The 24,503-nt window shown below is 66.9% G+C and carries 23 protein-coding genes and 2 rRNA genes; 16 read left to right on the top strand and 9 right to left on the bottom strand.

Going from position 1 to position 24,503, the window contains the following annotated elements; all coding sequences use genetic code 11:
- Window positions 1-13 precede the first annotated feature (13 nt).
- From ACUDP5_RS22010 to ACUDP5_RS22020, 3 genes are all read right to left on the bottom strand, one after another.
- Entirely contained in the window at window positions 14-1,765 is a 1,752-nt protein-coding gene (locus tag ACUDP5_RS22010) for a SulP family inorganic anion transporter (protein WP_445657200.1), read from the bottom strand.
- Between the two features lie 73 nt (window positions 1,766-1,838).
- Window positions 1,839-2,711: a phosphonopyruvate hydrolase gene (locus ACUDP5_RS22015; protein WP_445657201.1), complete on the bottom strand. Its 873-nt coding sequence runs from the start codon at window positions 2,709-2,711 to the stop codon at window positions 1,839-1,841.
- A gap of 86 nt (window positions 2,712-2,797) precedes the next feature.
- Complete coding sequence (locus ACUDP5_RS22020) at window positions 2,798-3,949, bottom strand: D-alanyl-D-alanine carboxypeptidase family protein (RefSeq protein ID WP_263912395.1); 1,152 nt, start codon at window positions 3,947-3,949, stop codon at window positions 2,798-2,800.
- A gap of 377 nt (window positions 3,950-4,326) precedes the next feature.
- Here ACUDP5_RS22020 and ACUDP5_RS22025 point away from each other — a divergent pair, with 377 nt between their 5' ends.
- From ACUDP5_RS22025 to ACUDP5_RS22070, 10 genes are all read left to right on the top strand, one after another.
- Window positions 4,327-4,785 (top strand): HU family DNA-binding protein, encoded by a 459-nt coding sequence (locus ACUDP5_RS22025; RefSeq protein ID WP_049072689.1) that lies wholly within the window; start codon window positions 4,327-4,329, stop codon window positions 4,783-4,785.
- Between the two features lie 212 nt (window positions 4,786-4,997).
- Window positions 4,998-5,510 carry a MarR family winged helix-turn-helix transcriptional regulator gene (locus ACUDP5_RS22030; protein WP_263912397.1) on the top strand — a complete coding sequence of 171 codons (513 nt, stop codon included), beginning with the start codon at window positions 4,998-5,000 and terminating at the stop codon, window positions 5,508-5,510.
- Between the two features lie 58 nt (window positions 5,511-5,568).
- Window positions 5,569-6,789 (top strand): MFS transporter, encoded by a 1,221-nt coding sequence (locus ACUDP5_RS22035; RefSeq protein ID WP_263912398.1) that lies wholly within the window; start codon window positions 5,569-5,571, stop codon window positions 6,787-6,789.
- Window positions 6,790-6,876: 87 nt separating this feature from the next.
- Window positions 6,877-9,534, top strand: a complete 2,658-nt coding sequence (leuS, locus tag ACUDP5_RS22040; RefSeq protein WP_263912400.1) for a leucine--tRNA ligase — start codon at window positions 6,877-6,879, stop codon at window positions 9,532-9,534.
- 11 nt (window positions 9,535-9,545) lie between these two features.
- Window positions 9,546-10,208 carry an LPS-assembly lipoprotein LptE gene (locus tag ACUDP5_RS22045; RefSeq protein WP_445657202.1) on the top strand — a complete coding sequence of 221 codons (663 nt, stop codon included), beginning with the start codon at window positions 9,546-9,548 and terminating at the stop codon, window positions 10,206-10,208.
- A gap of 3 nt (window positions 10,209-10,211) precedes the next feature.
- Window positions 10,212-11,270, top strand: coding sequence for a DNA polymerase III subunit delta (gene holA / locus ACUDP5_RS22050; RefSeq protein WP_263912403.1), 1,059 nt, complete (start codon window positions 10,212-10,214; stop codon window positions 11,268-11,270).
- A 92-nt stretch (window positions 11,271-11,362) separates the two neighbouring features.
- Entirely contained in the window at window positions 11,363-12,643 is a 1,281-nt protein-coding gene (locus tag ACUDP5_RS22055) for a glutamate-5-semialdehyde dehydrogenase (protein WP_445657203.1), read from the top strand.
- A 48-nt stretch (window positions 12,644-12,691) separates the two neighbouring features.
- The gene (locus ACUDP5_RS22060; protein ID WP_263912406.1) at window positions 12,692-13,072 is read left to right on the top strand and encodes a hypothetical protein; all 381 of its coding nucleotides are present in this window, start codon (window positions 12,692-12,694) and stop codon (window positions 13,070-13,072) included.
- 5 nt (window positions 13,073-13,077) lie between these two features.
- Window positions 13,078-13,860: a 2-keto-4-pentenoate hydratase gene (locus ACUDP5_RS22065; RefSeq protein WP_445657204.1), complete on the top strand. Its 783-nt coding sequence runs from the start codon at window positions 13,078-13,080 to the stop codon at window positions 13,858-13,860.
- A gap of 41 nt (window positions 13,861-13,901) precedes the next feature.
- Window positions 13,902-14,426 (top strand): GNAT family N-acetyltransferase, encoded by a 525-nt coding sequence (locus ACUDP5_RS22070; RefSeq protein ID WP_263912408.1) that lies wholly within the window; start codon window positions 13,902-13,904, stop codon window positions 14,424-14,426.
- Between the two features lie 82 nt (window positions 14,427-14,508).
- Here ACUDP5_RS22070 and ACUDP5_RS22075 read toward each other — a convergent pair whose 3' ends face one another.
- Both ACUDP5_RS22075 and ACUDP5_RS22080 read right to left on the bottom strand, forming a co-directional pair.
- Window positions 14,509-15,912, bottom strand: a complete 1,404-nt coding sequence (locus ACUDP5_RS22075) for an amidase family protein (protein WP_263912409.1) — start codon at window positions 15,910-15,912, stop codon at window positions 14,509-14,511.
- Between the two features lie 142 nt (window positions 15,913-16,054).
- A complete protein-coding gene (locus ACUDP5_RS22080; protein WP_263912411.1) occupies window positions 16,055-16,921 on the bottom strand; it encodes a LysR family transcriptional regulator in 867 nt (288 codons plus the stop codon).
- Between the two features lie 213 nt (window positions 16,922-17,134).
- Here ACUDP5_RS22080 and ACUDP5_RS22085 point away from each other — a divergent pair, with 213 nt between their 5' ends.
- On the top strand, window positions 17,135-18,547 hold the full coding sequence (locus ACUDP5_RS22085; protein WP_445657205.1) for an MFS transporter: 1,413 nt from the start codon (window positions 17,135-17,137) through the stop codon (window positions 18,545-18,547).
- A gap of 74 nt (window positions 18,548-18,621) precedes the next feature.
- Here ACUDP5_RS22085 and ACUDP5_RS22090 read toward each other — a convergent pair whose 3' ends face one another.
- The gene (locus tag ACUDP5_RS22090) at window positions 18,622-19,272 is read right to left on the bottom strand and encodes a hypothetical protein (RefSeq protein WP_263912413.1); all 651 of its coding nucleotides are present in this window, start codon (window positions 19,270-19,272) and stop codon (window positions 18,622-18,624) included.
- Between the two features lie 113 nt (window positions 19,273-19,385).
- Here ACUDP5_RS22090 and ACUDP5_RS22095 point away from each other — a divergent pair, with 113 nt between their 5' ends.
- From ACUDP5_RS22095 to ACUDP5_RS22105, 3 genes are all read left to right on the top strand, one after another.
- Window positions 19,386-20,330 carry a 3-hydroxyacyl-CoA dehydrogenase NAD-binding domain-containing protein gene (locus ACUDP5_RS22095; protein ID WP_445657206.1) on the top strand — a complete coding sequence of 315 codons (945 nt, stop codon included), beginning with the start codon at window positions 19,386-19,388 and terminating at the stop codon, window positions 20,328-20,330.
- Between the two features lie 164 nt (window positions 20,331-20,494).
- Window positions 20,495-20,767: a GNAT family N-acetyltransferase gene (locus tag ACUDP5_RS22100; protein ID WP_025135608.1), complete on the top strand. Its 273-nt coding sequence runs from the start codon at window positions 20,495-20,497 to the stop codon at window positions 20,765-20,767.
- Window positions 20,768-20,773: 6 nt separating this feature from the next.
- Window positions 20,774-21,163, top strand: a complete 390-nt coding sequence (locus tag ACUDP5_RS22105) for a YchJ family protein (protein WP_445657207.1) — start codon at window positions 20,774-20,776, stop codon at window positions 21,161-21,163.
- Window positions 21,164-21,195: 32 nt separating this feature from the next.
- Here ACUDP5_RS22105 and ACUDP5_RS22110 read toward each other — a convergent pair whose 3' ends face one another.
- Entirely contained in the window at window positions 21,196-22,083 is an 888-nt protein-coding gene (locus ACUDP5_RS22110; RefSeq protein ID WP_445657208.1) for a LysR substrate-binding domain-containing protein, read from the bottom strand.
- Window positions 22,084-22,297: 214 nt separating this feature from the next.
- Here ACUDP5_RS22110 and ACUDP5_RS22115 point away from each other — a divergent pair, with 214 nt between their 5' ends.
- Window positions 22,298-23,008, top strand: coding sequence for a haloacid dehalogenase type II (locus ACUDP5_RS22115; protein ID WP_445657209.1), 711 nt, complete (start codon window positions 22,298-22,300; stop codon window positions 23,006-23,008).
- Between the two features lie 140 nt (window positions 23,009-23,148).
- Window positions 23,149-23,904: an aldolase gene (locus ACUDP5_RS22120; RefSeq protein WP_263912421.1), complete on the top strand. Its 756-nt coding sequence runs from the start codon at window positions 23,149-23,151 to the stop codon at window positions 23,902-23,904.
- Between the two features lie 157 nt (window positions 23,905-24,061).
- Here ACUDP5_RS22120 and rrf (ACUDP5_RS22125) read toward each other — a convergent pair.
- A 5S ribosomal RNA gene (rrf, locus tag ACUDP5_RS22125) occupies window positions 24,062-24,174 on the bottom strand.
- 176 nt (window positions 24,175-24,350) lie between these two features.
- Window positions 24,351-24,463: ribosomal RNA gene (gene rrf, locus ACUDP5_RS22130) — 5S ribosomal RNA — on the bottom strand.
- Between the last annotated feature and the right edge of the window lie 40 nt (window positions 24,464-24,503).

Here is a 24,503-nt window from a genome sequence, read left to right on the forward strand (position 1 = left end):
ACGGCATGCGCGATCAACCGCCGGACTGCGGGCTGTCCGGCTGGCATTCCCAGAACACCTTGGCCTGGCAGCCCGCACAGATGCCGCGGTCCAATTTGGCGTAGATGGCGTGCAGCGCCGTGGCCTTGTCGGGAAACACGTGGTCCGCGCCCAGCCTGTCCAGAAAGCCCGTGCGGCGCCACATGGCCAGCACTTCGGGCCGGGGCCGGTGGAAGTACAGGTCGCCCCCCATCGCACGTCGCGCCGCCAGCTCGTCATCCCAGACCTGGGCGCCGGCCAGGTCGATGAAATTCATGCTCTTGGCCATGACCAGCAGATGGCGCGGCGCATCAGGCGCGGTGCGCAATTCCTGCAGGCGCTGCGCTACGTGCGCGGCGGCCCCGAAATAGACCGACCCTTCCATGCGCAGCAGCTTGAGCTGCGGGCATTCCGGCAGTGCTTCCGGCTGCGCCTCGAGCACCACGAAGCGGCGGTCCAGCCCGCGCGAATCAAAGCCCATGGTGCGCATCGCCGGTCGCGACGTGCGGTGCAGATAGACCATCAGCGACAGTACGGTGCCCAGCAGAATGGCCACTTCCATGCGAATGGTGATGGTGGCCGCCAACGTGGCCGCGGCAATCGCGCATTCGCCCGGCTGCGTGCGGATCAGCTGGCGCCATCGCGGCACGTCCAGCAAAGTCCACGCCACCAGCAGCAACAGGCCGGCAATGGCCGCATGCGGAATCTGCGACAGCAGCGGTCCGGTCAACGCGACCAGCGCCATCAGCAGCAACGCCGAAAACACCGAGGCCAGCGGCGTGCGGGCGCCCGCCTCGAAATTGGGAATCGACCGGTTCAGCGAGCCGCAGGACAAATAGCAGGAAAAGAACCCACCCACCACGTTGGACAGCCCCTGCCCGATGAATTCACGATTGGCATCGATGCGCTGCCCCGAGCGCGCGGCCACCGCCTTGGCGATGGAAATCGACTGCGCCAGCGCCACGATGGTCAACGCAAACGCCAGGCTGAGCAGGTCCGGCAGGGCCCGCCAGTCGACACTGGGCACGTGGAACGGCGGCCAGGGTTGCGCCAGGTCGCCCAGCACCGGCACGGGCGCAGCCCCATGTTGCGCGGTCAATGCATTGAACGCCGCGGCGACCAGCGCCCCCGCTGCCAAGCCCGCCAACATGTAGGGTTTGCGCTTGTCCCAGCGCTTGACCAGCAGCGCGCAGACCAGCGTCACGGCCGTCACCAGCACCGCGCCCGCCTGGATCTGGCCAGCGTTCGCCACCACGCTGGCCAACAGCGTGCCCGCCCCGTGCGAGGCCGGCGCCGGCAGGCCCAGCGCGTCTTTCAAGGCATGCACGGCGATCAGCACGGCCGCGCCGCTGGTGAAGCCGAACAGCGCCGAAGGTGAAATGAAATGCGCCAGCGAGCCCAGCCGCAGCGTGCCGACCAGCCACTGCATCAATCCGACCAGCACCGTCACGGCCAGCGCCAGCTCGATATAGCCGGGGCTGCCTGCCACCGCCAGCGGCGTCAGCACCGCGAACAGCGCCAGCGAATTCGCATTGGTGGGGCCCGACATGACATGACGGCTGGAGCCGAACAGCGCCGCGACAATACAGGGCACGATGGCCGAATACAGGCCGTATTGCGGCGGCAATCCCGCCAGCGTGGCAAACGCCACGCCCTGCGGCAGCACCAGCAAGGCGCCCAGCAGGCCGGCGGCCAGGTCCGCGCGCAGCGTCACGGCGCCCACTTCCGGCACCCAATCGCCAAACATGCGCGTCAGCCACGCCCTGCGTCCTACCGCCCCCATTGCCCCACCCCTGGTTTTTCTTCGAATGGCAACGCGTTCACCGCAGGAACTTGCGTTCCAGTTCGCGCATGCCCGCATCGCCTTGAAGGTCGATGATATCGCGCACCGTCGGCAACCCGGCATCCACGGCATGGATGCCGCCATCGCGCCGGATGCGGGCGAACACGTCGCGCATCGCCCCCACGGCCGCGCGGATCGCATGGTTGCCGTAGATCACCAGCCCCACCTTGCCCAGCGCCTGGATGTCGGCCTCGCGCAGTTGCGGGTAGGCCGTGGGCACCAGCACCAGCGGCACCCGACCCTGCCAGACTGCGATGAAGGCCAGCACTTCGTCGGGCGTGGTCTGCTTGGAATGGATCAGGATGGCGTCGGCGCCGGCGGCTTCATAGGCCGAGGCGCGTGCCAGGGCCTCGGCCTGGCCCAGGCCGGCGATCAGCGCCTCGGTGCGCGCAATGACGCAGAAATCCGGGTCGCGGCGTGCGGCGCAGGCCGCTTCGATCTTGCCCTGGAATTCTTCCGTACGCACCAGTTCCTGCCGGCCGTCGGCGCGCAGGCTGGTGTCCTTGGGAAAGGTCTTGTCTTCCATCACCACGGCCGATACGCCCGCCGCTTCGTATTGCGGCACGGCATAGGCCACGTTGATGGCGTTGCCGAAACCCGTGTCGATGTCCGCAATGACGGGGATATCGACGACGGCGGCGATGGCCCGCATCATGTCCAGATGCTGGCCGGCCGACAGGATGTTGGCATCCGGCACCGCATAGCTGGCCGACAGTTCGAAGCCGCTGCCCCAGATCGCGTCGAATCCTGCGTCGGCCGCCAGCCTGGCCGACAAGGGATTGTGCGCCGACATGGCGTGCATCAGGGTGGCATGCTGCAGTTGCTGGCGAAAACGGGCGTTGCGGGACATGGGGGGCAACCTGAAGATCCGGCGCACAGTGCCCCGGCCAAGGCATTTTTTACACTAAATGCCCTGCCCGCTCTTCGATATTGCCGTTAGCCGCGCCACCACAGGCGGATGGAATCCCAGGTGCGGCCGACGAATCCGGCTTCGGCCACGGGCTCCAGCGCCACCACCGGAAACTGCATGGCCGGCTTGCCGTCGACCATCACGCGCAGCGATCCCACCGTGGCCTGCGCCGCGATGGGCGCCACCAGCGGGTCCTGCGGCGTCCAGACCGACTCCACCTTCGCGCCCGCCGGCACCGTCACATAGGCGTCGCGCGCAAAACCCGCCTTCAGCATGTCGGCCTGGCCTTTCCAGACCTCGGGCGTTGCCACCGGCTGGCCCTTGGCATACAGCTTGACGGTCTTGAAGCCCTGGAAGCCCCACTCCAGCAACTCCCGGCTTTCCTGCGTGCGCAGCTTGTCCGAGGCCGTGCCCACCACCACCGTCACCAGGCGCCGCTGATCCGTGCCGTTCGGGCGCCGGGCAGTCGCCACGATGCAATAGCCCGCCGCCTCGGTGTGGCCGGTTTTCAGGCCGTCCACGCTGGGATCCAGCCACAACAGGCGGTTGCGATTGGGCTGGGTAATATTGTTATAGGTAAAGGTCTTGGCCGAGTCATAGGACTTGTACAGCTCGGGATAATCGCGGATGAAGCGCGTGGCCAGGATCGACAGGTCACTGACCGTGGAATACGTGCCCGCGTCCGGCAGGCCATGCGGACTGGCGAAATGCGTGCCGTGCAGGCCCAGTTTCACGGCCGTATCGTTCATGCGGGCCACGAAGGCCTCGACACTGCCCGACACCGCCTCGGCCAGCGCAATGGCCGCATCGTTGCCCGACTGGATCATCAGGCCGCGCAGCAACAGGTCCACCGACACCTTCGAACCGGGCTCCAGGAACATCTTCGAGCTGCCCGCCGGCACCTTCCAGGCCCGCGTCGAGATGGTCACTTTCTGGTCGGGCGAAATTTCCTTGTCGTGCAGCGCGCCGAACACCACGTACGCCGTCATGATCTTGGTCAGCGACGCCGGCTCGATCCGGGCATTGGCGCCTTGCGAGGCAATCACCTGCCCGCTGGTCTCATCCAGCAACAGCCAGGCTTTGGCCGACAGCGCCGGTTGCGGCATCGATTGCGCCAGGGCGCTGGACATACACGCGGTCGCAACGAGCACGCTCGCCGCCAACTTCTTCATCAACATATGACTGCTTCACTTCCATGCGGGGTGGGAATGGCGCGCCGGCGGCCGACAGGCAAACGGCCGCGAAGCCGCCGTCCCACCCGGCCGATGCGCGCCGCGATGCATTGGAACACGTTGCGCGCGGATGGTTCAAAACCCCTTCAATCAAGCGTTTTTCGCGCTGCGCGGCGCACTGAAAAAATCGCTGCGATTGTCACGACATTTTGCGCGAGCCCTTGCAGAAAGGGTTTTTCTGCGTGGAAAACAACAAACATTGATCGAAAGGCCCGTAGAAAGGCGCAAAAACCGCCGAGGTTCCGCTATCATCGGGCGCGTAGCGTCAAACGCCGATATTCGGCGCGCGCTGCCCCAATGTCCTCAACATACGGATTTTGACCATGGCCACGAAAGCAAAAGCTCCTGCCAAGAAAGTCACCAAGCCCGCCGCCAAGGCGCCCGCAAAGAAGGCTACCGCCGCCAAACCCGCAGTGAAGCCCGCTGCCAAGAAGGTCGTTGCCGCCAAGAAGGTTGCTGCCGCCCCCAAGGCTATCAAGGCTGCTCTGAACAAGACCCAGCTGATCGCCTACATCGTCGAGCAGTCCGGCGTTGAAGCCAAGGCCGTCAAGGCCGTCCTGGCCAGCCTGGAAACCTCGGTGCTGAGCTCCGTGGACAAGAAGGGCGCTGGCGAATTCACGCTGCCCGGCCTGTTCAAGGTTGCCGTGCAGAAGGTTCCCGCCAAGGCCAAGCGCTTCGGCAAGGATCCGTTCACCGGCGAAGAGCGCTGGTTCCCCGCCAAGCCGGCTTCGGTCAAGGTGAAGGTTCGCCCGCTCAAGAAGCTGAAGGACGCCGCGCAGTAATTTCCGCGCGAGTATCCGGTCAAGCCGGAAAGGGCCTGCCCCGCAAGGGGCGGGCCCTTTCTTTTTTTCGCGGTCCGATGTTCCTCCCTGACCGCGCGCCTGAGGCCACGGCGCGTTCGGCAGACCTGTCGTCCCGCATGCTCGCTTTGCATGACCTGCGGCCAAGCTGCTAGAATTTATCTTTACGTAAAGAAACTTCATATAAAGCCATCATGAACGATCTGGTCGATCAGGTGCTGTCGCAATGGGCCCGCGAGTGCCCCAACCTGGATATCTCGCCCATGAGCGTCGTCAGCCGCGTGTTTCGTTTCAACGCTTTCGCCGCGCGCGACGTGAACCGTGCGTTCAAGCGCTATCACCTGCATCAGGGTGAATTCGACGTGCTGGCCACGCTGTACCGCACCGGCGCACCCCACGCGATGAACCCACAGAAACTGGTGGACGCGCTGCTCCTGACCTCCGGCGCCATGACCAACCGCCTGGACCGCCTGGAACAGGCTGGCCTGCTGGCGCGCACGCCCAACCCCGAAGACCGCCGCGGCGTCATCGTCGCGCTCACCGCCGAAGGCCTGCGCGTCATCAAGCTGGTACTCAAGGACTATCTGCGCGAGCTCGACGCCCTGCTCGCCCCGCTGACCGCCACCGAACGCCGCCAGATGGCCGGCCTGCTGAAAAAACTGCTGATCCCGCACGACCAGGAAACGCCTGGCGGCGTCGACGCCTGATCCGTCGCCTCGGTACCGGGCCCCGCTTGCCCGGCTCTTCATCCACGCATTGCTCCGCATGAACTCCCCCTCCCGCACCGCCCAGCCCGCCCCGCTCACCGCGCCCGTCATCCTGCTGATGTCGGTCGCCACCGGCCTGGCCGTCGCCAGCAACTATTACGCGCAACCGCTGCTGCACACCATCAGCCAGCAGTTCACGCTGTCCACCGCCGCCGCCGGCAGTATCGTCATGACCGCGCAGCTCAGCTATGCGATCGGCCTGCTCCTCCTGGTGCCCCTGGGCGACCTGTTCGAGCGGCGCAGCCTGATCGTGCTGATGACCTTCCTGTCCGCGGGCGGACTGCTGGTTTCCGCATTCGCCCCCGATATCACCACCCTGATGCTCGGCACCGCCATCACCGGCACGCTGTCGGTAGTGGCACAGATCCTGGTGCCCTTCGCGGCCACGCTGGCCGCCCCGCACGAACGCGGCAAGGCCGTGGGCACGGTCATGAGCGGCCTGCTGCTTGGCATTCTGCTGGCCCGAACCGTCGCCGGCGCACTGGCCGACCTGGGCAGCTGGCGCACCGTCTACTGGGTCGCCGCCATCCTGATGCTGGGCATGTCGTGCGCCCTCTGGAAGGTACTGCCGCGCCACGCGCCCCAGGCCGGCATGAGCTACCCGCAACTACTGGGATCGATCTTTCGCATGTACGCCGAAGAGCCCCTGTTCCGCGGCCGTTCGCTGCTGGGCTTCCTGCTGTTTGCTGCCTTCAGCATGCTCTGGACACCCCTGACCTTCCTGTTGTCCAGCCCGCCCTACCAATTCAACAACACGACGATCGGGCTGTTCGGACTGGCCGGCGCGGCCGGGGCCTATGCCGCCAACCGCTTTGGCCGGCTGGCCGACCGCGGCCTGGGCAACCAGGCCACCCGGATCGGGCTGCTGCTCCTCGTGGCCTCCTGGGGCCTGATGGCCTTCGGCCAGGCCTCGGTGATCGCCCTGCTGGCCGGCATCCTGATCCAGGACCTGGCCATCCAGGGCGTCCACGTCACCAATACCAGTTCGCTCTACCGCCTGCGCCCCGAGGCCCGCAGCCGCCTGACCGCCGGCTACATGACCAGCTATTTCATCGGCGGGGCCACCGGATCGCTGGTATCGTCCTGGCTGTACTCCCATTTTGGCTGGCCCGGCGTGGTCACCGCGGGCGCCGTTCTCGGGGCCATAACCCTGGCGTATGGCATGCTGGCGGCCAGTGCCCGCATCCCGGAAACGGCCCCGTCCCCTATCCGCGCCTAGCACCTCCTATAATCAGGGGTTTTGACCGCCCCCGCGCCCCGTGCGCGAGGGCGGCTCACCCCTTTTTTCGCCATCGCGCACGAGCCCATGCAGGAACGTTACCTCCCCACTACCGTCGAAGCGGCCGCCCACCAAGACTGGCAGGCCCGCGACGCCTATCTGGTCCAAGAACACGCAAAGAACCCGGACGGCTCCGAGAAGCCGAAGTTCTACGCCTGCTCGATGCTGCCCTATCCCAGCGGCAAGCTGCACATGGGCCACGTGCGCAACTACACCATCAACGACATGATGGCTCGCCAGTTGCGCATGCGGGGCTACAACGTCCTGATGCCGATGGGCTGGGACGCCTTCGGCATGCCGGCCGAGAACGCCGCCATCAAGTCCAAGGTGCCGCCGGCCAAATGGACCTACGACAACATCGCTTATATGAAGAAGCAGATGAAGTCGATGGGCCTGGCAATCGACTGGTCGCGCGAAATGTGCGCCTGCGACCCCGAATACTACAAATGGAACCAGTGGCTGTTCCTGAAGATGCTCGAAAAGGGCGTCGCCTACCGCAAGACCCAGGTCGTCAACTGGGACCCGGTCGACCAGACCGTGCTGGCCAATGAACAGGTCATCGACGGCCGCGGCTGGCGCTCGGGCGCGCCGGTTGAAAAGCGCGAAATTCCCGGCTACTACCTGCGCATCACGGACTACGCCGACGAACTGCTGGGCGCCGTCCAGAACGACCTGCCCGGCTGGCCCGAGCGAGTGCGCCTGATGCAGGAAAACTGGATCGGCAAGTCCGAAGGCCTGCGCTTTGCCTTCCCGCACCAGATCGCCGGCCAGGACGGCCAGCTGATCCAGGACGGCAAGCTGTACGTCTTCACCACCCGCGCCGACACCATCATGGGCGTGACCTTCTGCGCCGTGGCCCCCGAGCACCCCCTGGCCACGCACGCCGCGCAGTCCAACCCGGCGCTGGCCGCCTTCATCGAGCAATGCAAGCTGGGCGGCACCACCGAAGCCGAACTGGCCACGCGCGAAAAAGAAGGCATGCCCACCGGCCTTTACGTCACCCATCCGATCACCGGTGACCAGGTCGAAGTCTGGGTCGGCAACTACGTGCTGATCACCTACGGCGACGGCGCCGTCATGGGCGTGCCCGCCCACGACGAACGCGACTTCGCCTTCGCCAAGAAATACAACCTGCCGATCCGCCAGGTCGTGGACGTGGCCGGCAAGGCCTATTCCACCGACGCCTGGCAGGAATGGTACGGCGACAAGCAGGCCGGCCGCACCATCCATTCCGGCAAGTACGACGGCCTGTCGCACAAAGAGGCCGTGGACGCCATCGCCGCCGACCTGGGCGCGCAAGGCCTGGGCGAAAAACAGACCACCTGGCGCCTGCGCGACTGGGGCATCTCGCGCCAGCGCTACTGGGGCACCCCGATCCCCATCATCCACTGCGCCGATTGCGGCCCCGTGCCGGTCCCCGAAAAAGACCTGCCGGTCGTCCTGCCCGACGACCTGATCCCGGACGGCAGCGGCAACCCGCTGACCAAGAACGAAGCCTTCCTGTCCTGCGCCTGCCCCAGCTGCGGCAAGCCCGCGCGCCGCGAAACGGACACGATGGACACCTTCGTGGATTCGTCCTGGTATTTCATGCGCTACACGTCGCCGGGCAACAACACCGCCATGGTCGACGCGCGCAACGACTACTGGATGCCGATGGATCAATACATCGGCGGCATCGAGCACGCGGTCCTGCACCTGCTGTACGCCCGTTTCTGGACCAAGGTCATGCGCGACATGGGCCTGCTCAATTTCGACGAGCCCTTCACCAAGCTGCTGTGCCAGGGCATGGTGCTGAACCACATCTACTCGCGCAAGAACGCCCAGGGCGGCATCGAATACTTCTGGCCCGAAGAGGTCGAAAACGTCTATGACGCCCGCGGCGCCATCACCGGCGCCAAGCTCAAGTCCGACGGCTCCGACATCACCTATGGCGGCGTGGGCACCATGTCCAAGTCCAAGAACAACGGCGTCGATCCGCAATCGCTGATCGACACGCTGGGCGCGGATACCGCACGACTGTTCGTCATGTTCGCCAGCCCGCCCGAGCAGACCCTTGAATGGTCCGATTCCGGCGTCGAAGGCTCGAACCGCTTCCTGCGCCGCCTGTGGTCCATCAGCTACGCACAGCGCGACACCGTGGCGCGCGGCCTGGCCGCCGGCGCCAACTGGGCCGACGCCCCCGCCCCCGTGAAGGATCTGCGCCGCGAGGTCTACAACCTGCTCAAGCAGGCCGACTACGACTACCAGCGCATCCAGTACAACACCGTCGTGTCGGCGTGCATGAAGATGCTGAACGCCATCGACGACGCCAAGCTGCCCGAAGGCGCCCATGCCGACGCCGCCTACACGGAAACGCTGGGCGTGCTGCTGCGCGTGCTGTATCCGGTGGTGCCGCACATCACCTGGCACCTCTGGCAAGATCTGGGCTACGCCAAAGAGCTGGGCGACCTGCTCGACGCGCCGTGGCCGCATGTCGACGAAGCCGCGCTGGTGGCGGACGAAATCGAACTGATGCTGCAGGTCAACGGCAAGCTGCGCGGTTCGATCCGCGTGGCCGCCAAGGCCGCCAAGGAAGAGATCGAACAGCTCGCCGCCGCCCAGGAAGAAGTCGCCCGCTACCTGGAAGGCCGCCCGCCCAAGCGGGTTATCGTGGTCCCGGGCAAACTGGTCAACGTCGTAGGCTGATGAGGTCAAGCATGTACTTCGCCGGGCAACAAACGCACTCCCCCCGCCAATCATGGCTGCTGCGCGGCGCCTGCCTGGCGCTGTTCATGCTGCTGACGGCCTGCGGCTTCACGCTGCGGGGCGTCACGCCTCTGCCGTTCGATACGCTGTACATCGGCATCCCCGACAACACCCTGTTTGGCGCCGACGTGCGCCGCGCGCTGCGCGCGGCCTCGCCCAACACCAAGCTGGTCGCCACGCCCAAGGAAGCGCAGGCCATCCTGCAGCAGGTCGCCAACGACCGTTCGCTGCGCGAGGTGTCGCTGAACGCCCAGGGCCGCGTCGAGGAATACGAACTCGGCATCAACTACACCTTCCGTCTCATCGACGACAAGGGCCGCGCCCTGATCCCGGACACCACGCTGTCGATCTTCCGCGAAATGCCTTACGACGACCAGATCGTCCAGGCCAAGCAGGGCCAGATCGAAACGCTGTACAACTCCATGCAGCGCGATCTCGTTGCCCGCCTGCTGCGCCGCATGACCGCGCCTGAGGTCCGCAAGGCCTTCGAGACGCGCGAGCAGCGTGGCGAAGACGGCGAAATCCCGCTGTACGACCCGACCGCGCCGCAGCAACGCAGCACGCCGGCGCCGTGGCAGACGCCGTCCACCACCGATCCGGCCAACCTGCGCTGACCGATGGCACAACCCCTGGACGCGGATCGGCTGGCTGACCACCTGCAGCGTGCCGGCAACCGCCTGGCCCCGCTGTACACGGTATCGGGCGACGAGCCGCTCCTGGTCACCGAGGCCGTCGACGCCCTGCGCGCCGCCGGCCGCAACGCCGGCTACACCGATCGCCTGTCGATGGTGATGGACGCGCGCAGCGACTGGAGCTCGGTCACCGCCGCCACGCAAAGCGTCTCGCTGTTCGGCGACCGCCGCATCCTGGAAATCAAGATCCCCACCGGCAAGCCCGGCAAGGCCGGCGCCGATACCCTGGCACGCCTGGCCGAGCAGGCCGAAAAGCAGGCGGACAACCCCGATACGCTCGTCCTCATCGCCCTGCCGCGCCTGGACAAGGCCACCCGCGAAAGTCGCTGGGTCCAGGCCCTCGGCCGCGGCGGCATGATGGTCGATATCGCGAGCATCGAGCGCACCCGCCTGCCCGCCTGGGTCGGCATGCGCCTGGCCCGCCAGAACCAGCGGGCCGACAACGCCACCCTGCAATGGATGGCCGACAAGGTCGAAGGCAACCTGCTGGCCGCCCACCAGGAAATCCAGAAGCTCGGCCTGCTCTACCCGGAAGGCCAACTGGCCGCCGAAGACGTCGAACGCGCCGTGCTCAACGTGGCGCGCTACGACGTGTTCGGCCTGCGCGACGCCATGCTGGCCGGTGACGTCGCCCGCACCATCCGCATGATCGACGGCCTGCGCGCCGAAGGCGAAGCGCTGCCCCTGGTGCTATGGGCGGTGGGCGAAGAAATCCGCCTCCTGGCACGCGTGGCCGAAGCCCGCAGCCTGGGACAGGACGCCAACGGCCTGATGCGCCGCCTGCGTATCTTCGGCGCCCATGAACGGCTGGCGCTGCAAGCGCTGGGGCGGGTGCATCCCGCCGTCTGGCCCGCCGCAGTGCAGCACGCCCATGAAGTCGACCGTCTCATCAAGGGGCTGTCCGTCCCTGGGCGGCTATCCGACCCCTGGGAAGAAATGACCCGCCTGGCCCTGCGCGTGGCCGCTGCCGGCGGCCGACCGTGAAGGCGGCCTAGCCGCCCCACTCGTCCCCTCCGGCCGCCCGGCCGGATAAACTATCCCCATTCCGCTGGCGGTCTCCCTACCGCCCCAACACTATGAACGACGCCGTCATGTCCTCGTCTTCCATCGAACAAGCCATGCTGACCCTGGGCGAGAACGCACGCCGGGCCTCCCGCGCCATGATGCGCGCCAACAGCGCCGCCAAGAACCAGGCCTTGCTGGCCATGGCCGACGCGCTGGCCGCCAACCAGGACGAGCTGCTGGCCGCGAACGCCAAGGATGTCGCCGCCGCCCGCGCCAACGGCCTGGAAGCCGCCCTGCTCGACCGCCTGACCCTGTCGGAAAAGACCCTGGCGCACATGGCCGAGGGCCTGCGCCAGATCGCCGCCCTGCCCGACCCCATCGGCAGCATCACCGCCACCACCGTGCGCCCCAACGGCATGCGGGTGGCCCAGATGCGCGTCCCGCTGGGCGTGATCGGCATCATCTACGAGTCCCGCCCCAACGTCACCATCGACGCGGCGGCGCTGTGCCTGAAGTCGGGCAACGCCGCCATCCTGCGCGGCGGCAGCGAAGCCCTGCACTCCAACGTGGCCCTGGGCCGCATCGTGCAACTGGGCCTGGCCGCCGCCGGCCTGCCGCAAGATGCGGTGCAGGTCGTGGCCACGGCCGACCGCGCCGCGGTGGGCAAGCTCATCACCATGACCGAACACATCGACGTCATCGTGCCGCGCGGCGGCAAGGGCCTGATCGCCCGGCTGGCGCAAGAAGCCCGGGTGCCGCTCATCAAGCACCTGGACGGCAACTGCCACATCTACATCGACGCCGCCGCCGACCCCGACAAGGCCCACGCCATCGCCTTCAACGCCAAGACCTATCGCTACGGCATCTGCGGCGCAATGGAAACCCTGCTGGTCGACGCGGTGGCCGCGGTGTCGATTCTGCCGCGCCTGGCGGCGGCCCTGACCGAACACGGCGTCGAATTGCGCGGCTGCCCGCGCACGCTGGCGCTGTTGCCCCACGCCACACCGGCCACCGAAGAAGACTGGGCCACCGAATACCTGGGCCCGATCCTGGCGATTCGCATCGTCGACTCGCTGGACGACGCCATCGAACACATCGCGCGCTGGGGCTCCGGCCACACCGACGCCATCGTCACCGAAGACCTGTCGTCGGCCCAGCGCTTCCAGCGCGAAGTCGATTCCAGCTCGGTCTACGTCAACCTGCCGACCTGCTTTGCGGACGGCTTCGAATACGGCCTGGGCGCGGAAATCGGCATCTCGACCAACCGCCTGCACGCCCGCGGCCCGGTCGGCCTGGAAGGCCTGACCACCCTCAAGTGGGTACTGACCGGCGAAGGCCAGACCCGCGGCTGACCCTTCTCTTTGACCTTGCGGCGGCGCCGCGCACTTGTCGGAATTTCCATGCATTCACCCGCCATGGCCATGGCCTTCAGCCTTTTCGTGCTGTGCTTCATCACCTGCTCGCTCTGCGGCATCTGGTTGTTCTTCGTCAAAAGCAAAGAGATCAACGCCGTACTCAAGCACCCCTACCTGCAGCACCGCCCGTTCAAGGCCTATCCGCTGGCCATCCAGGCCGCGATCATGCTGGACTATTTTTTCCGCCTGATGTTTCCGGGCACCCGCTTCTGGCTCATCGGCAACGCCAACGACCTGCTCCCCCATGTGGATCCCAAGAAGACGCCGCTGGCCCTGAAATGGCCCATCGTCGGCTTCTGGGGTTCGTGCTGGCTGGGCCTGATCGCCATGATCGTGCTGTGGACCCTGCTCTACCTGGGAGCCTGACCCGCATGCATCTCCAGATCGAAGACTATCCCAGCTGCGCCGACGCCGCGCGCGCCCTGATCGCCGCGCGCGAATCCGGCGTGGCCGGCCCGCGCCTGCCCGTGGCCTGCCGGCCGCAAACCGTGGGCCAGGCCCTTGCCGTGCAGCAATGCACGGCCCGGTTGCTGCTGCAAACCCGGCAGGACGCCATCGCCGCCTGGAAAAGCGCGCTGCCCTCGCCCGAAAAAACCGTCGTCGCCCCCATCTACGCATCGACGGTGGCCCAGGCCGGCGTCATCGCCAGCCGCACGCCGATCGTGCGCATCGAACCCGAAATCGCGTTCGAACTCGCACACGACCTGCCTGCCCGCAGCGAGCCCTACAGCCACGCCGAGATCGATGCCGCCATCGGCGATGCGCGGCTGGCGCTGGAAGTGCTGGGCTGCCGCTACGCCGCCCCCGAACACGCCAGCCTGCCCGAACTGCTGGCCGACCACATGTTCAACGGCGGCCTGGTGCTGGGCCCGCGCCTGGCATCGCCCGATGACGCCCCGGCCACCATGACGCTCACCCTGTCGGTGGACGGCGCCGAAGTCGAACAGCACGCCGGCATCCACCCCAACGACCATCCCAAGGCCGGGCTGTACTGGCTGGCGAACTTCCTGCGCGAGCAAGGGCTGGGCCTGCAAGCGGGCCAGCACGTCATCACGGGTTCGTATGCAGGGTTCCTGGACGTGCCCGCCAACCGCGACATCGACATCGCCTATGGCGATCTTGGCGTCTTGAGCCTGCGCTTCACGGCCCCCTGATTTTCCCGGCGTTTCACTCGCATCCCGACTTCAGGACTTCCATGCTGACCCTGCGCCCGTTCACCCCGTCCGACTACACCCTCCTGGCCAGCTGGTTCACGAGCCTGCCCGACGTCGTGCAATGGGGCGGGTCACACGTCTCGTACCCGATCACGTCGGCCGACCTGGACATCATGCTGCGGGAAGGTGAAACGCAGCCGCCCTCGCGGCGCTGCTGGATGGTCTGCCGCGACGGCGCCCCCGTGGGCCATGCGCAGCTGGCCTACGATTGGCGCGACGGCAACGCCCGCCTGGGCCGCGTCGTCATCGCCCCCGACCAGCGTGGCCAGGGGCTGGGCCGCCCCATGGTGACGCTGCTGATCGACGAAGCCTTCCGCACGCCGGGCATCGAGCGCCTGGAACTCAACGTCTACACCTTCAACGAACGCGCCATCCACCTGTACCAGGCCCTGGGTTTCACGTTCGAAGGCGTGCGGCGTTCGTCCACGCAGGCAGGCGACGTGCGCTGGGACACCGGCATGATGGGCCTGCTGCGCGCCGAATGGCGCCAAGCGGCGGCCGCCTGACAACGCCAGAAACGGCAAGGCCCCGGATGCCGGGGCCTGCCAGACAGCGCCGCGGGCGTCATGCCCGCCACCCATCACACGTTCAGCGCGGCTGCGGCTGCGCGATGTCGACCGGCGGCCCCGCCGTTTCAATCGCTTCGCCTGCCGCCAGGCACAGGTCCTCGCGGTAGCGTCCCGCCACCACCTGCACGCCCACCGGGCTGTCGCCCGCGCTGCCCATGGCCACGGTCAGGCCGGGCAAGCCCATGAACGGCAGCCCGATCTGCGTCATCTGCGCGCGCCACACGCGGTCGTAGGCTGCGTCGCCTTGCAGATCCAGATCGTCGGCAAACGGCAATTCGGCGGACACCGGCAACAGCAGCACCGGATAGTCCGCCAGGAACAGTTCCCAAAGACGCGTCAACGTCGCGCGGCGCGTCAGGATGGCCGAAAACCGCGCCAGATCCATGCCGGCCGCACGCTCGCGCTGGCCCGCCAACGCCGCAATCGCCCCGGCATCGCCTTCCTTGCGGGCGGCCTCGACCATGCCCTCGTAGCCGTCGGCCATCCACATGCGGATCTGCAGATCCGCCGCTTCCTGCAAGGGCGGCACGGCATCCAGCGTGTCCACCGACCAACCCGCCTCGCTCAGGCGGCGGGCGGCCTCCTGCAGGGCCTTGACCACCGCCGGCTCGGTCTGCATGCCATCCGGGTTCAGGCACAGCGCCGCGCGTCGCGGCACGTCCGGCCCCGTGAGGGGCGCAGGCACCCACCAGGGATCGCGCGGATCGGGCGCGGCCATCGCGGCCAGCCCCAGGCGCACGTCGGCAATGCTGCGCCCCATCGGCCCCGACACCGCAGTGATCTGTCCACCGATAGTGCGTTCGGGCAAGGCGGCGTTGTAGGCGGGCACCCGTCCCAGCGAAGGCCGCAAGCCATGCACGCCGCAGGCATAGGCCGGGTAGCGGATCGACCCCGCGATGTCCGTGCCATGCGCCAGGTGGCCGATGCCCGCCGCCACGGCCGCGGCCGCGCCGCCCGAAGAACCGCCTGGCGTCAACGCCGGATTGCGCGGATTCAGGGTGTGGCCGTGCAGCCGATTGCTGGTGAACCAGCGCAATGAAAAGGCCGGCGTGTTGGTGCGCCCCACGATCACCGCGCCGGCGCGGCGCAGATTGTCCACGACCGGGTTGTTGACGGCAGCGATCAGGTCCTTCTGCAGCGTCACGCCGTTGGTGGTGGCGAAGCCTGCCTGGTCCACGTTGACCTTGACCGTCACCGGCACGCCCGCCAGCAGGCCAGGCGCCTCGCCGCGCGCCAGGGCCTCGTCCACCTGCGCGGCCTGCGCCAGCGTGTCTTCGGGGCGATAGTCGACCACCGCGTTGATGGACGGGTTCACGGCCTGCAGCCGCGCCAGCGCGCTTTGCGCGGCCTCGACCGCGGACACCTCGCGCCGGCGAATACGCGCGGCCAATTCAACTGCGGACAAACGCCAAAGCTCGGACACACGCAACTCCTTGTTCCAGGTCAGGGAAGACATCACGGCGACGCGCGGCCGCCGAACGGTCAACCTTAGCGCCTGCCACGCGCCGCCACAACCCGGGCTGGCCCGGCCCCACAGGCCTTCCCGCCGAACGCGCCGCCACACCTCAGTCGTCCTCGAACACCTCGATGATCGCGTCCGCCACGGCCCGCACCCGCGCCGTGCGGTTCAGGTCCCCGTGCATCACCAACCACAGGTCGTAGGGCTCGCTGCGATTCGGCCAGATGCGCACCAGGTCCGGGTACTGCGGCGCCATGTGCACCGGCAGTTCACCGATTCCCAGCCCCGCCGCCACGGCCTCGATGATCATCAGGCCCGAATTCAATTCCATGGCGATGCGCCCATTGCCCGTCGGCTCGCCACAGAACGTATCGGACCAGCCCGGCAACACCGACTGCTGATAGGTCACCAGCGTATGACCCGCGAATGCCGTGCCGGGCTTGGGCTCGCCGTGCGCCTCGAGGTAGGACTTGGACGCATACAGCCCGACCTCCTTGCGCGTCAGGTGGCGCTGGATCAGGTCGGGGTTGTCGGGCTTGATATTGCGGATCGCCAGATCGGCCTCGCGGCGCGTCAGGTTGCTCAGCTGAATCGCTGTCGACAGCGCGATGCGGATGTCCGGATGCTGCTGGTGCAGGCGGCCGATGGCTTGCATGATGAAGTAACGGGCAACCGTCTCGGACGTCGCCACCCGCACCACACCGGACAGGCGATGATCCAGCCCCTGCATCTGGCGTTGCAGTTGGTCGGCCGCCTGCTCCATGCGCTCGGCCGCTGCAAACGCCTGTTCACCCGCCGCCGTCGGCACATAGCCGGTCGGCGTGCGCAGGAACAGGCGGGCATCCAGCGAGGTTTCCAACGCCGCCAGCCGACGCCCCGCGGTGGCCTGGTCGATTTGCAGCAACGCGGCCGCACCGCGCAGCGTGCCATTGCGGTAAATGGCCAGGAATATCCGCGCGTTGTCCCAATCCATGGAGCCGGCTCCTTGCCGCGGTGGCGGCGTCTGTCTGTGTGCATGCGCCCGTTCGGCGGCCGCCGGGCGGGCATGAGGATAGCGGCACGGTGACGGCGTCCAGCCCCTCACAGGATGCAATTTTGCATCACGATAAAGCAATTATTCCTCTTTTTTGCATCACGGAAAGCTCCTAAGCTGTGCACCTCGGAAAGTCCCCCCGGAATGCTTGCCATGCGCACCGCCTGCCCCACCGCCCCTGTCACACCCGCCGTCCCGGCTCCCGCCCAGCGGCCCGCCACGACGGGCCTGTTGCCCCTGGTCACCCTGGCCATCGGCTTCGTCATGGCCATGCTGGACGTCACCGTCGTCAACGTCGCCCTGCCCAGCATCGCGCTGCAGTTCACCGTGCCGCTCACCGACCTGGTCTGGATCGTCGACGGCTACACCCTGACCTTCGCTGCCCTGTTGCTGGTGGCCGGCGCCCTGGCCGACCGCTACGGCGCCAAGACCATCTACCTGGCCGGCCTGGGTGTCTTCACCCTGGCTTCGCTGCTCTGCGGCATCGCCCCCAACGGCGATATGCTGATCGCCGCCCGCATGCTGCAAGGCCTGGGCGCGGCGCTGTTCATGCCCAGCTCGCTCAGCCTGCTGACCCACGCCTATGAAGACGAACACGTGCGCAACCGCATGCTGGCCGCCTGGTCGGCCATCGTCGCCGTGGCCGGCGCCGCCGGCCCCTTGCTCGGCGGCGTGCTGATCCACCAGTTCGGCTGGCGCGGCATCTTCCTCATCAACCTGCCGCTGGGCCTGGCCGGCCTGTGGCTGGCACGGCGCCGCATCCAGGCCGCCCCGCGCCGGCCGCGCGCGCTCAATCCGCTCAGCCATGTGCTGGGTGTCATCGCCTTGTCCTCGCTGTGCTTTGTGCTGATCCAGGGCAATGCCTACGGCTGGTCGTCGGCGCCCATCCTGGCCGCCGTCGCGCTGTGCGCAGCCACCGCCGTCCTGCTCGTGCGCCGCGAACGGCGCCACGCCGAACCCATCATCCCGCGCACCTTGTTCCAGACCTCGCAATTCGCCGCGGCCAACGGCGTCGGTTTCCTCATCAACCTCGCGTCGTACGGCCAATTGTTCCTGCTCAGCCTGTTCCTGCAGCACGCCCGCGGCGCCGACGCCTTGCAGACCGGCATCCAGCTCGTGCCCATGCTGGCCGTGTTCTCGATCGGCAACTTGATCTCTGGCCGCGTGTCTGCCCGCTGGAATGTGTCGGCCTCGCTGCTGGGCGGCATTTCGCTCGCCACCCTCATGAGCGCAGTCGGCCTGGCCGCGTTTACACCGGACATCGCCTACTGGCCCTTTGCCATCGTGGTGGCCCTGGCCAATCTGGGCGTCGGTATCGCCGTTCCGGCGATGACCAGCGTCGTCATGCAAGTGTCCGGCAAGCACCACGCCAACAGCGCCGCGGCCGCCTTGAACGCGAACCGCCAGTCGGGGGCCCTGGTCGGCGTGGCGCTGATGGGCACCGTGCTGCACCTCTTGCCCGACTGGCACGCCAGCCTGCCCGTCGCCTACAGCATCATCGCCGTGGCCTACCTGGTCGCCGCGATGCTGGTCTGGAAGCATCTGCGCCGCGCCCGCAACGCCTGACGGGCGGCACGAATGCGTCCCCCGCCCGCGACGCCTGGCTTGCGGCACGCGGGGGTTTCGCCTGCGACGGCCCGCTACGCGTCCAGACCGGGCCGGCCGCCTTGCGGCAGGATCGCCACCCCGCGGCCCGCGAAAAACGTATCGAACACGTGCAGCGGAACCCTGGCGTCCGCTTGCACGCCCGGTTCGCCGGAAGGGTTGTGAAACGTCACGCCGTCAGCCGTGGCGCGCGTCACCAGCACCAGATGCCCGCCCTTGGCGGGCGGTTCGCGCTCGGGCCAGCGTATCCACGGATGCACCGAGGCCATGAAGTACTCGGCCTTCGCCATCAGCGCCGGCAGGTCTGCGGTGCGTACCCCCACCCGCACGTCGGCCTGCAGGCCGAAGTCTTCCGCCACGAAGCGCACGAACGGCGCATAGATCAGCCCCTTGATGTGGCCGTCCACGTCCGTATACGCGCCATACGGCAGGCTGCGTCGGGCCAGTTCCAGCGTCGGATGGACTTGGCCCGTGCGCGCGGCCAGCACCATCTTCAAGCAAGCCATGCCACAGACGTGGCTGGCCCAGCGCGCGTATTCCGCCACGCTGTTCGCCCCGGAATCGCGCCACGCGGGATCATCCTCCAGGCGCAACGCCTTGCGGATGATGTCGCCCGCCAGGTGCGCGGATTCCCATTGGCAGAAGTAGGGCACCGCCGGCTGCGCGCCCGATCGCGAATCGTCCATCCACCGCTCCAGTCCAAATCAGAAGCCCCATCTTGCCGTCCGCCGCGCCGCGTGGCAACACCGCCGTCTTTGCTTCACAATGGCCGTTCCCCGACCCGCTTCCGGAGCGCCGCATGACCGACCCGTCCACTCCTCCCGCCATCCGCCGCGTCGCCATCGTCGGCGCGGGCACCATCGGCGCCAGCTGGGCCGCGCTGTTCCTGGCGCACGGTCTCGACGTCGTGGTCAGCGATCCCGCCGCCGACGCCGAATCCCAGACGCGCGCCCGCGTCGCTGCCGCGTGGCCCGTACTGACCGAACTGGGCCGCGTCAGCCGCGGCGCCAACCCCGACGCGCTGCGCTTCGAACCCGACCTGGCCACCGCCCTGCAAGGCGTCGACTTCGTCCAGGAGAACGCGCCTGAACGCGAAGACTTCAAGACAGACCTCTTCGCCCGCATCGACGCCATCCTGCCGCCGCACGTCATCGTGGCATCCAGTTCATCGGGCCTCATCATGACCCGCCTGCAAGCGCGTTGCCAACACGCCGGGCGCTTCGTCATCGGCCACCCGTTCAACCCGCCCCACCTGATCCCGCTCGTCGAAGTCGTGGGCGGCGAGCAGACCTCGGCCGACACCATCGACCGCAGCATTGCCTTCTACCGCGAACTGGGCAAGCACCCTATCCGCCTGAACAAGGAAGTGCCCGGCCACATCGCCAACCGCCTGCAAGCCGCCCTCTGGCGCGAAGCCATCCACCTGGCTGCGGAAAACGTCGCCAGCGTCGCCGACATCGATGCCGCCGTCTCGCAAGGCCCGGGATTGCGTTGGGCCCTGTTCGGGCCGCACATGACCTTCAACCTGGGCGGCGGCGCCGGCGGACTTGCGCACTTCATGGATCACCTGCTCGGCCCCGTGCAGACCTGGTGGGACGACCTGGGCGCTCCCGACGTCACCCCCGACCTGCAACGCCGCCTGATCGACGGCGTCAACGCCGAAGCCGGATCCCGCAACATTGCCGACTTGGTCCAGACCCGCGATGCGCAACTCACTGCGCTGCTGAAGGTCCTGCAGCGCTGAGCTGCTGGACATCCTGCCATGTCGATCCACCACCGAACCGTGGAAGATCCTTCGGGCTTGCGCGCCGGACATGGCATGCAGACCGCCCATCGGAAGCGCATGGCGCCGCTGGTATCCTATGACTCATCCGGCCACGCTGGCCTCTCAAGCACAGGATTTTTCCCATGATTTCCGTGACCCACGACACCGCACATTCCCGCTACACGGCCACCGTCGATGGCGTGCTGTGCGTCCTGGATTACCACTTGCAAGACGGTGTGATGACCATCACCCACACGGGTGTTCCCAGCGAAGTCGGCGGTCGCGGCATCGCCGCTGAACTCACCCGCGTCGCACTCGACAGCGCCCGCGCCCAGGGCTTGAAAGTCCGGCCCAGCTGCTCCTACGCCGCCGTCTACATGCGCCGTCACCCTGAATACAACGACCTGCTGGCCTGACACCCGATGCTCAATCCTGCCGCCTGCCCCTGCGGCTCCGCCAAATCCTACGCTGCCTGCTGTGGCCGCTGGCACGAAGGTCCGCAGGCCTTGCAGGCCCCCACCGCGCAAGACCTGATGCGTTCGCGCTATAGCGCCTTCGTGCTGGACAAGCTGCCGTATCTGCTCGACACCTGGCACCCCAGCACGCGTCCGGCCTCGCTCGACCCCAATCCGCCCGGATTGAAATGGCTGGGGTTGGCGATCAAGCAAGCCCGCACCCAGGACGCCGACCACGCCACCGTCGAATTCGTCGCCCGCAGCCGACTGGCCGGACGCGCCAGCCGCCAGCATGAAGTCAGCCGTTTCGTGCGCGAATCCGGACGCTGGTATTACGTCGATGGCGATCTAAGCTGACCTGGGGGCTCAGGTACTGCGTCGACGGCAGCCTACGCTGACGCCACGCGCCGCGGCCGCGGCGCGACATCCGCATCTACCGCCTCCTTCAGCACCGCCACCAGCCGGCCTCGCGCCTCGCTGGCCTCGCGCAGTTCACCTACGATCGCCAGTTCTGTCTGAGGCACCTCGGCCAAGCCCTGCGCCGGACCCAGCACCCCGTGCTCGGGCAAGCGAGCAAACGCTGGCAACAACGACACCCCCAGCCCCGCCGCCACCGCCGCCTGCACTCCCGCCAGGCTTTGGCTGTGATAAGCCGCCCGCCATGGCCGCCCCGCGCTTTCCAAGGCGTAGATCATGCGCTTGCGATAGATGCAGCCCTGCGGAAACAGCACCAGGGGCACGGCATCCTGCCCTTCTTGCAACAGCCGCCTGTCGCCCACCCACACCAGCCGCTCCGGCCATGCCGCCAGGCTCGGGCCATCGCCTGGCTCGCGCTTGATCAGCGCCAGATCCAACTCGCCCGCCGCCAACCTGGCTTTCAGGTCGGAGCTCATGCCGCTGCCGGTCTCCAGGCGGATCTCCGGATGACTGGCGGCAAACCGCGCCAACAGCGTCGTCAGCCGCGACACATCGAAATCTTCCGGCACCCCCAGCCGGATCACCTGCGCCCCGCGGGGCGCGGTCAACACCAACTCGGCCTCGTCCGCCATCGCCAACAGCTTGCGCGCATAGGCCAGCATCAACTGGCCATCCTCGGTCGCAGCCACCTGATTGCCCGTACGGTCCCGCAGCAACAACGTCTTGCCCACCGACTGCTCCAGCTTGCGTACCTGCTGGCTGACGGTCGACTGCGTCCGGTGCACACGGCCCGCCGCACGCGTAAAGCTGCCTTCATCCACTACACATACGAGTGTCTTGAGAAGTTCGAGATCCAGCATGAAAGGTCCGTCATCCGTCTAGGGGTTTGCAGTCCGGCAAGCGAGCGTGGCCGGCCGATCGACCTCGGCCGGTGGCGTAGGGCCCGATTCGGCTTGGCCCCTTTTCATATCTATTTAATCACTGACAAGAGTTTTATTATTAATTTTACAGCTTACGGTGGGCGAATCTAAGCTGGAGGCACTTCTCCCACCGCTTCTTGACGAAGGACGACTCATGCCCCTGACCCCCCTTCCCCGCCCGCAATGGCTCACCTTCGACTGCTACGGCACATTGATCCAATGGGACGAAGGCCTGCAGGCTGCGGTAGCCCGTATCCTGGCCGCCGGCGAACAAGCGCATACGCCCACGCCTGCCCAGTTTCTCAGCGTCTACGACGAACATGAGCACCGGCTCGAGCGTACGCCGCCCCACATGAGCTTCGCCGACGTCACCCGAGAATCGTTGCGGCTGACCATGCGCGACCTGCAACTGCCCTACCGCCCGGAAGACGCCAGCCTGCTGACCGGCAGCATCTCCGCCATGCCGCCGTTTCCCGAGGTCGTGGAGACACTGGCCACATTGAAACAAGCCGGCTTCAAGCTCTGCATCATTTCCAACACCGACGACGCCATCATCGCCGGCAACGTGGCGCAGCTCGGCGGCCACATCGACTGCGTCATCACGGCGGAACAGGCCGGCGCCTACAAACCATCACGCAAGATCTTCGCCCACGCCCACGACTGCTTGGGCACCACCCCCCACGAGATCGTGCATATCTGCGCCAGCCCGCACCTGGATCACGCCGCCGCCCGCGACATCGGCTTTCGTTGTGTGTGGATCGACCGCGGCACCGGCCGCCTGCCCTTGCCTGACTACCGCCCCGACGCTACCGTATCCACCCTGGACCAGGTCCCCGCCCTGTTCCGGCAAGCGGGCTGGCTTTGAAACGTGTGCGACAACCGGCTTGGCTCTGGCCGCAGGGCTGCCTTGCTGGCAGCATGTAGACTGTTCTGTCGGCGCCGGGCTGGGCCGTCCCTTTCGCCCTGTTTTCACCCTCAACCAGGAATTCCACGCTGGGTAGCCTCATGAATAAAGATCCTCACTTTCCCGATGCGCTCTTCCACGCCGAACACGTCACCGCCCTGCGCGCTGACCTCGCGCTGGCCCTGCGTGCCGCCGCGGCGCACGGACTCGGCGAAGGCGTCTGCAACCATTTCAGCGTGGCGTTGCCCGGCGACCCCGATCATTTCCTGTTGAATCCCCGCGGCCTGATGTGGAACGAAGTCCAGGCCGACGACATCGTGCTGGTCGACGCCTACGGCCAGAAGCTCGCCGGTCGCCACGAGGTCGAACCCACGGCCATGTTCATCCACGCCGCCATTCACCGCATCGCCGGCAAGGCCTGTGTGCTGCACACCCACATGCCCTACGCCACCGCCCTGACGCTCACGGCCGATCGCACGCTCGACACCACCCTGTCTCAAAACGCCATGCGTTTCCATGGCCGCATTGCGGTCGACGCCGACTACAACGGCCTGGCCCTGGACGCCAGCGAAGGCGAACGCATCGCCCACGCCATGCAAGGCGCCGACATCGCATTCCTGGGCAATCACGGCGTAGTCGTTTGCGGCGAACGCCTCGACTACGCCTACGACGATCTCTTCTTCCTCGAACGCGCCTGCAACGCCCAGGTCCTGGCCCAATCCACAGGTCGCCCCTTGGCCCCGGCAGATCCCGCCATCGCCGCCAAGGTTGCCGCACAGATCCAAAGCGAACGCCTGCAATCCGAACTGTTCTTCATCGCCCTGCGACGCCAACTGCCGGATACGGGCTCGCGTTGATTCGAGTTCCGAGGTCGCGTTGACGTCACCCGGTGCGTAATCGCATCAAGTCGATCCGACAAAATCCAATAGAGGCAGGATCGCATTGACGCGCCCACTACCGCCCAAAACAAAAACCCCACAGGCGCGAGCCTGTGGGGTTTTCTTTTGAATAACTGCCTGACGCTGACCTACTTTCACAGACGTCCGTCCACTATCATCGGCGCAAAGGCGTTTCACTGTCCTGTTCGGGATGGGAAGGAGTGGTACCACCTTGCTATGGGTATCAGGCTTTGACTTGCCGAGCATCGCGCCGCCACGGCGGACACTCAAATCCTGGGTACTGCATGACACCAGGCACAGTGCGATCAGAGCATCGACTCGATAATCGCACCGCGCGCAGGCGGGGCTTTCACACAAAGACAAAACCCCACAGGCGAGAGCCTATGGGGTTTTGCGGAATAAAAGCCTGACGATGACCTACTTTCACAGACGTCCGTCCACTATCATCGGCGCAAAGGCGTTTCACTGTCCTGTTCGGGATGGGAAGGAGTGGTACCACCTTGCTATGGTCGTCAGGCGTAACTGGTTGAGTGGTTGCTTTGAGGGCAACAACTCCA

The sequence above is a fragment of the Achromobacter sp. NCFB-sbj8-Ac1-l genome (assembly GCF_052695805.1).

Bases quoted from the DNA above. Each gene is read 5' to 3' on its own strand.
- ACUDP5_RS22010 (WP_445657200.1), bottom strand. From the start codon at position 1,765: ATGTTTGGCGATTGGGTGCCGGAAGTGGGCGCCGTGACGCTGCGCGCG.
- ACUDP5_RS22015 (WP_445657201.1), bottom strand. From the start codon at position 2,711: ATGTCCCGCAACGCCCGTTTTCGCCAGCAACTGCAGCATGCCACCCTG.
- ACUDP5_RS22020 (WP_263912395.1), bottom strand. From the start codon at position 3,949: ATGTTGATGAAGAAGTTGGCGGCGAGCGTGCTCGTTGCGACCGCGTGT.
- ACUDP5_RS22025 (WP_049072689.1), top strand. From the start codon at position 4,327: ATGGCCACGAAAGCAAAAGCTCCTGCCAAGAAAGTCACCAAGCCCGCC.
- ACUDP5_RS22030 (WP_263912397.1), top strand. From the start codon at position 4,998: ATGAACGATCTGGTCGATCAGGTGCTGTCGCAATGGGCCCGCGAGTGC.
- ACUDP5_RS22035 (WP_263912398.1), top strand. From the start codon at position 5,569: ATGAACTCCCCCTCCCGCACCGCCCAGCCCGCCCCGCTCACCGCGCCC.
- leuS (WP_263912400.1), top strand. From the start codon at position 6,877: ATGCAGGAACGTTACCTCCCCACTACCGTCGAAGCGGCCGCCCACCAA.
- ACUDP5_RS22045 (WP_445657202.1), top strand. From the start codon at position 9,546: ATGTACTTCGCCGGGCAACAAACGCACTCCCCCCGCCAATCATGGCTG.
- holA (WP_263912403.1), top strand. From the start codon at position 10,212: ATGGCACAACCCCTGGACGCGGATCGGCTGGCTGACCACCTGCAGCGT.
- ACUDP5_RS22055 (WP_445657203.1), top strand. From the start codon at position 11,363: ATGAACGACGCCGTCATGTCCTCGTCTTCCATCGAACAAGCCATGCTG.
- ACUDP5_RS22060 (WP_263912406.1), top strand. From the start codon at position 12,692: ATGCATTCACCCGCCATGGCCATGGCCTTCAGCCTTTTCGTGCTGTGC.
- ACUDP5_RS22065 (WP_445657204.1), top strand. From the start codon at position 13,078: ATGCATCTCCAGATCGAAGACTATCCCAGCTGCGCCGACGCCGCGCGC.
- ACUDP5_RS22070 (WP_263912408.1), top strand. From the start codon at position 13,902: ATGCTGACCCTGCGCCCGTTCACCCCGTCCGACTACACCCTCCTGGCC.
- ACUDP5_RS22080 (WP_263912411.1), bottom strand. From the start codon at position 16,921: ATGGATTGGGACAACGCGCGGATATTCCTGGCCATTTACCGCAATGGC.
- ACUDP5_RS22085 (WP_445657205.1), top strand. From the start codon at position 17,135: ATGCGCACCGCCTGCCCCACCGCCCCTGTCACACCCGCCGTCCCGGCT.
- ACUDP5_RS22090 (WP_263912413.1), bottom strand. From the start codon at position 19,272: ATGGACGATTCGCGATCGGGCGCGCAGCCGGCGGTGCCCTACTTCTGC.
- ACUDP5_RS22095 (WP_445657206.1), top strand. From the start codon at position 19,386: ATGACCGACCCGTCCACTCCTCCCGCCATCCGCCGCGTCGCCATCGTC.
- ACUDP5_RS22100 (WP_025135608.1), top strand. From the start codon at position 20,495: ATGATTTCCGTGACCCACGACACCGCACATTCCCGCTACACGGCCACC.
- ACUDP5_RS22105 (WP_445657207.1), top strand. From the start codon at position 20,774: ATGCTCAATCCTGCCGCCTGCCCCTGCGGCTCCGCCAAATCCTACGCT.
- ACUDP5_RS22110 (WP_445657208.1), bottom strand. From the start codon at position 22,083: ATGCTGGATCTCGAACTTCTCAAGACACTCGTATGTGTAGTGGATGAA.
- ACUDP5_RS22115 (WP_445657209.1), top strand. From the start codon at position 22,298: ATGCCCCTGACCCCCCTTCCCCGCCCGCAATGGCTCACCTTCGACTGC.
- ACUDP5_RS22120 (WP_263912421.1), top strand. From the start codon at position 23,149: ATGAATAAAGATCCTCACTTTCCCGATGCGCTCTTCCACGCCGAACAC.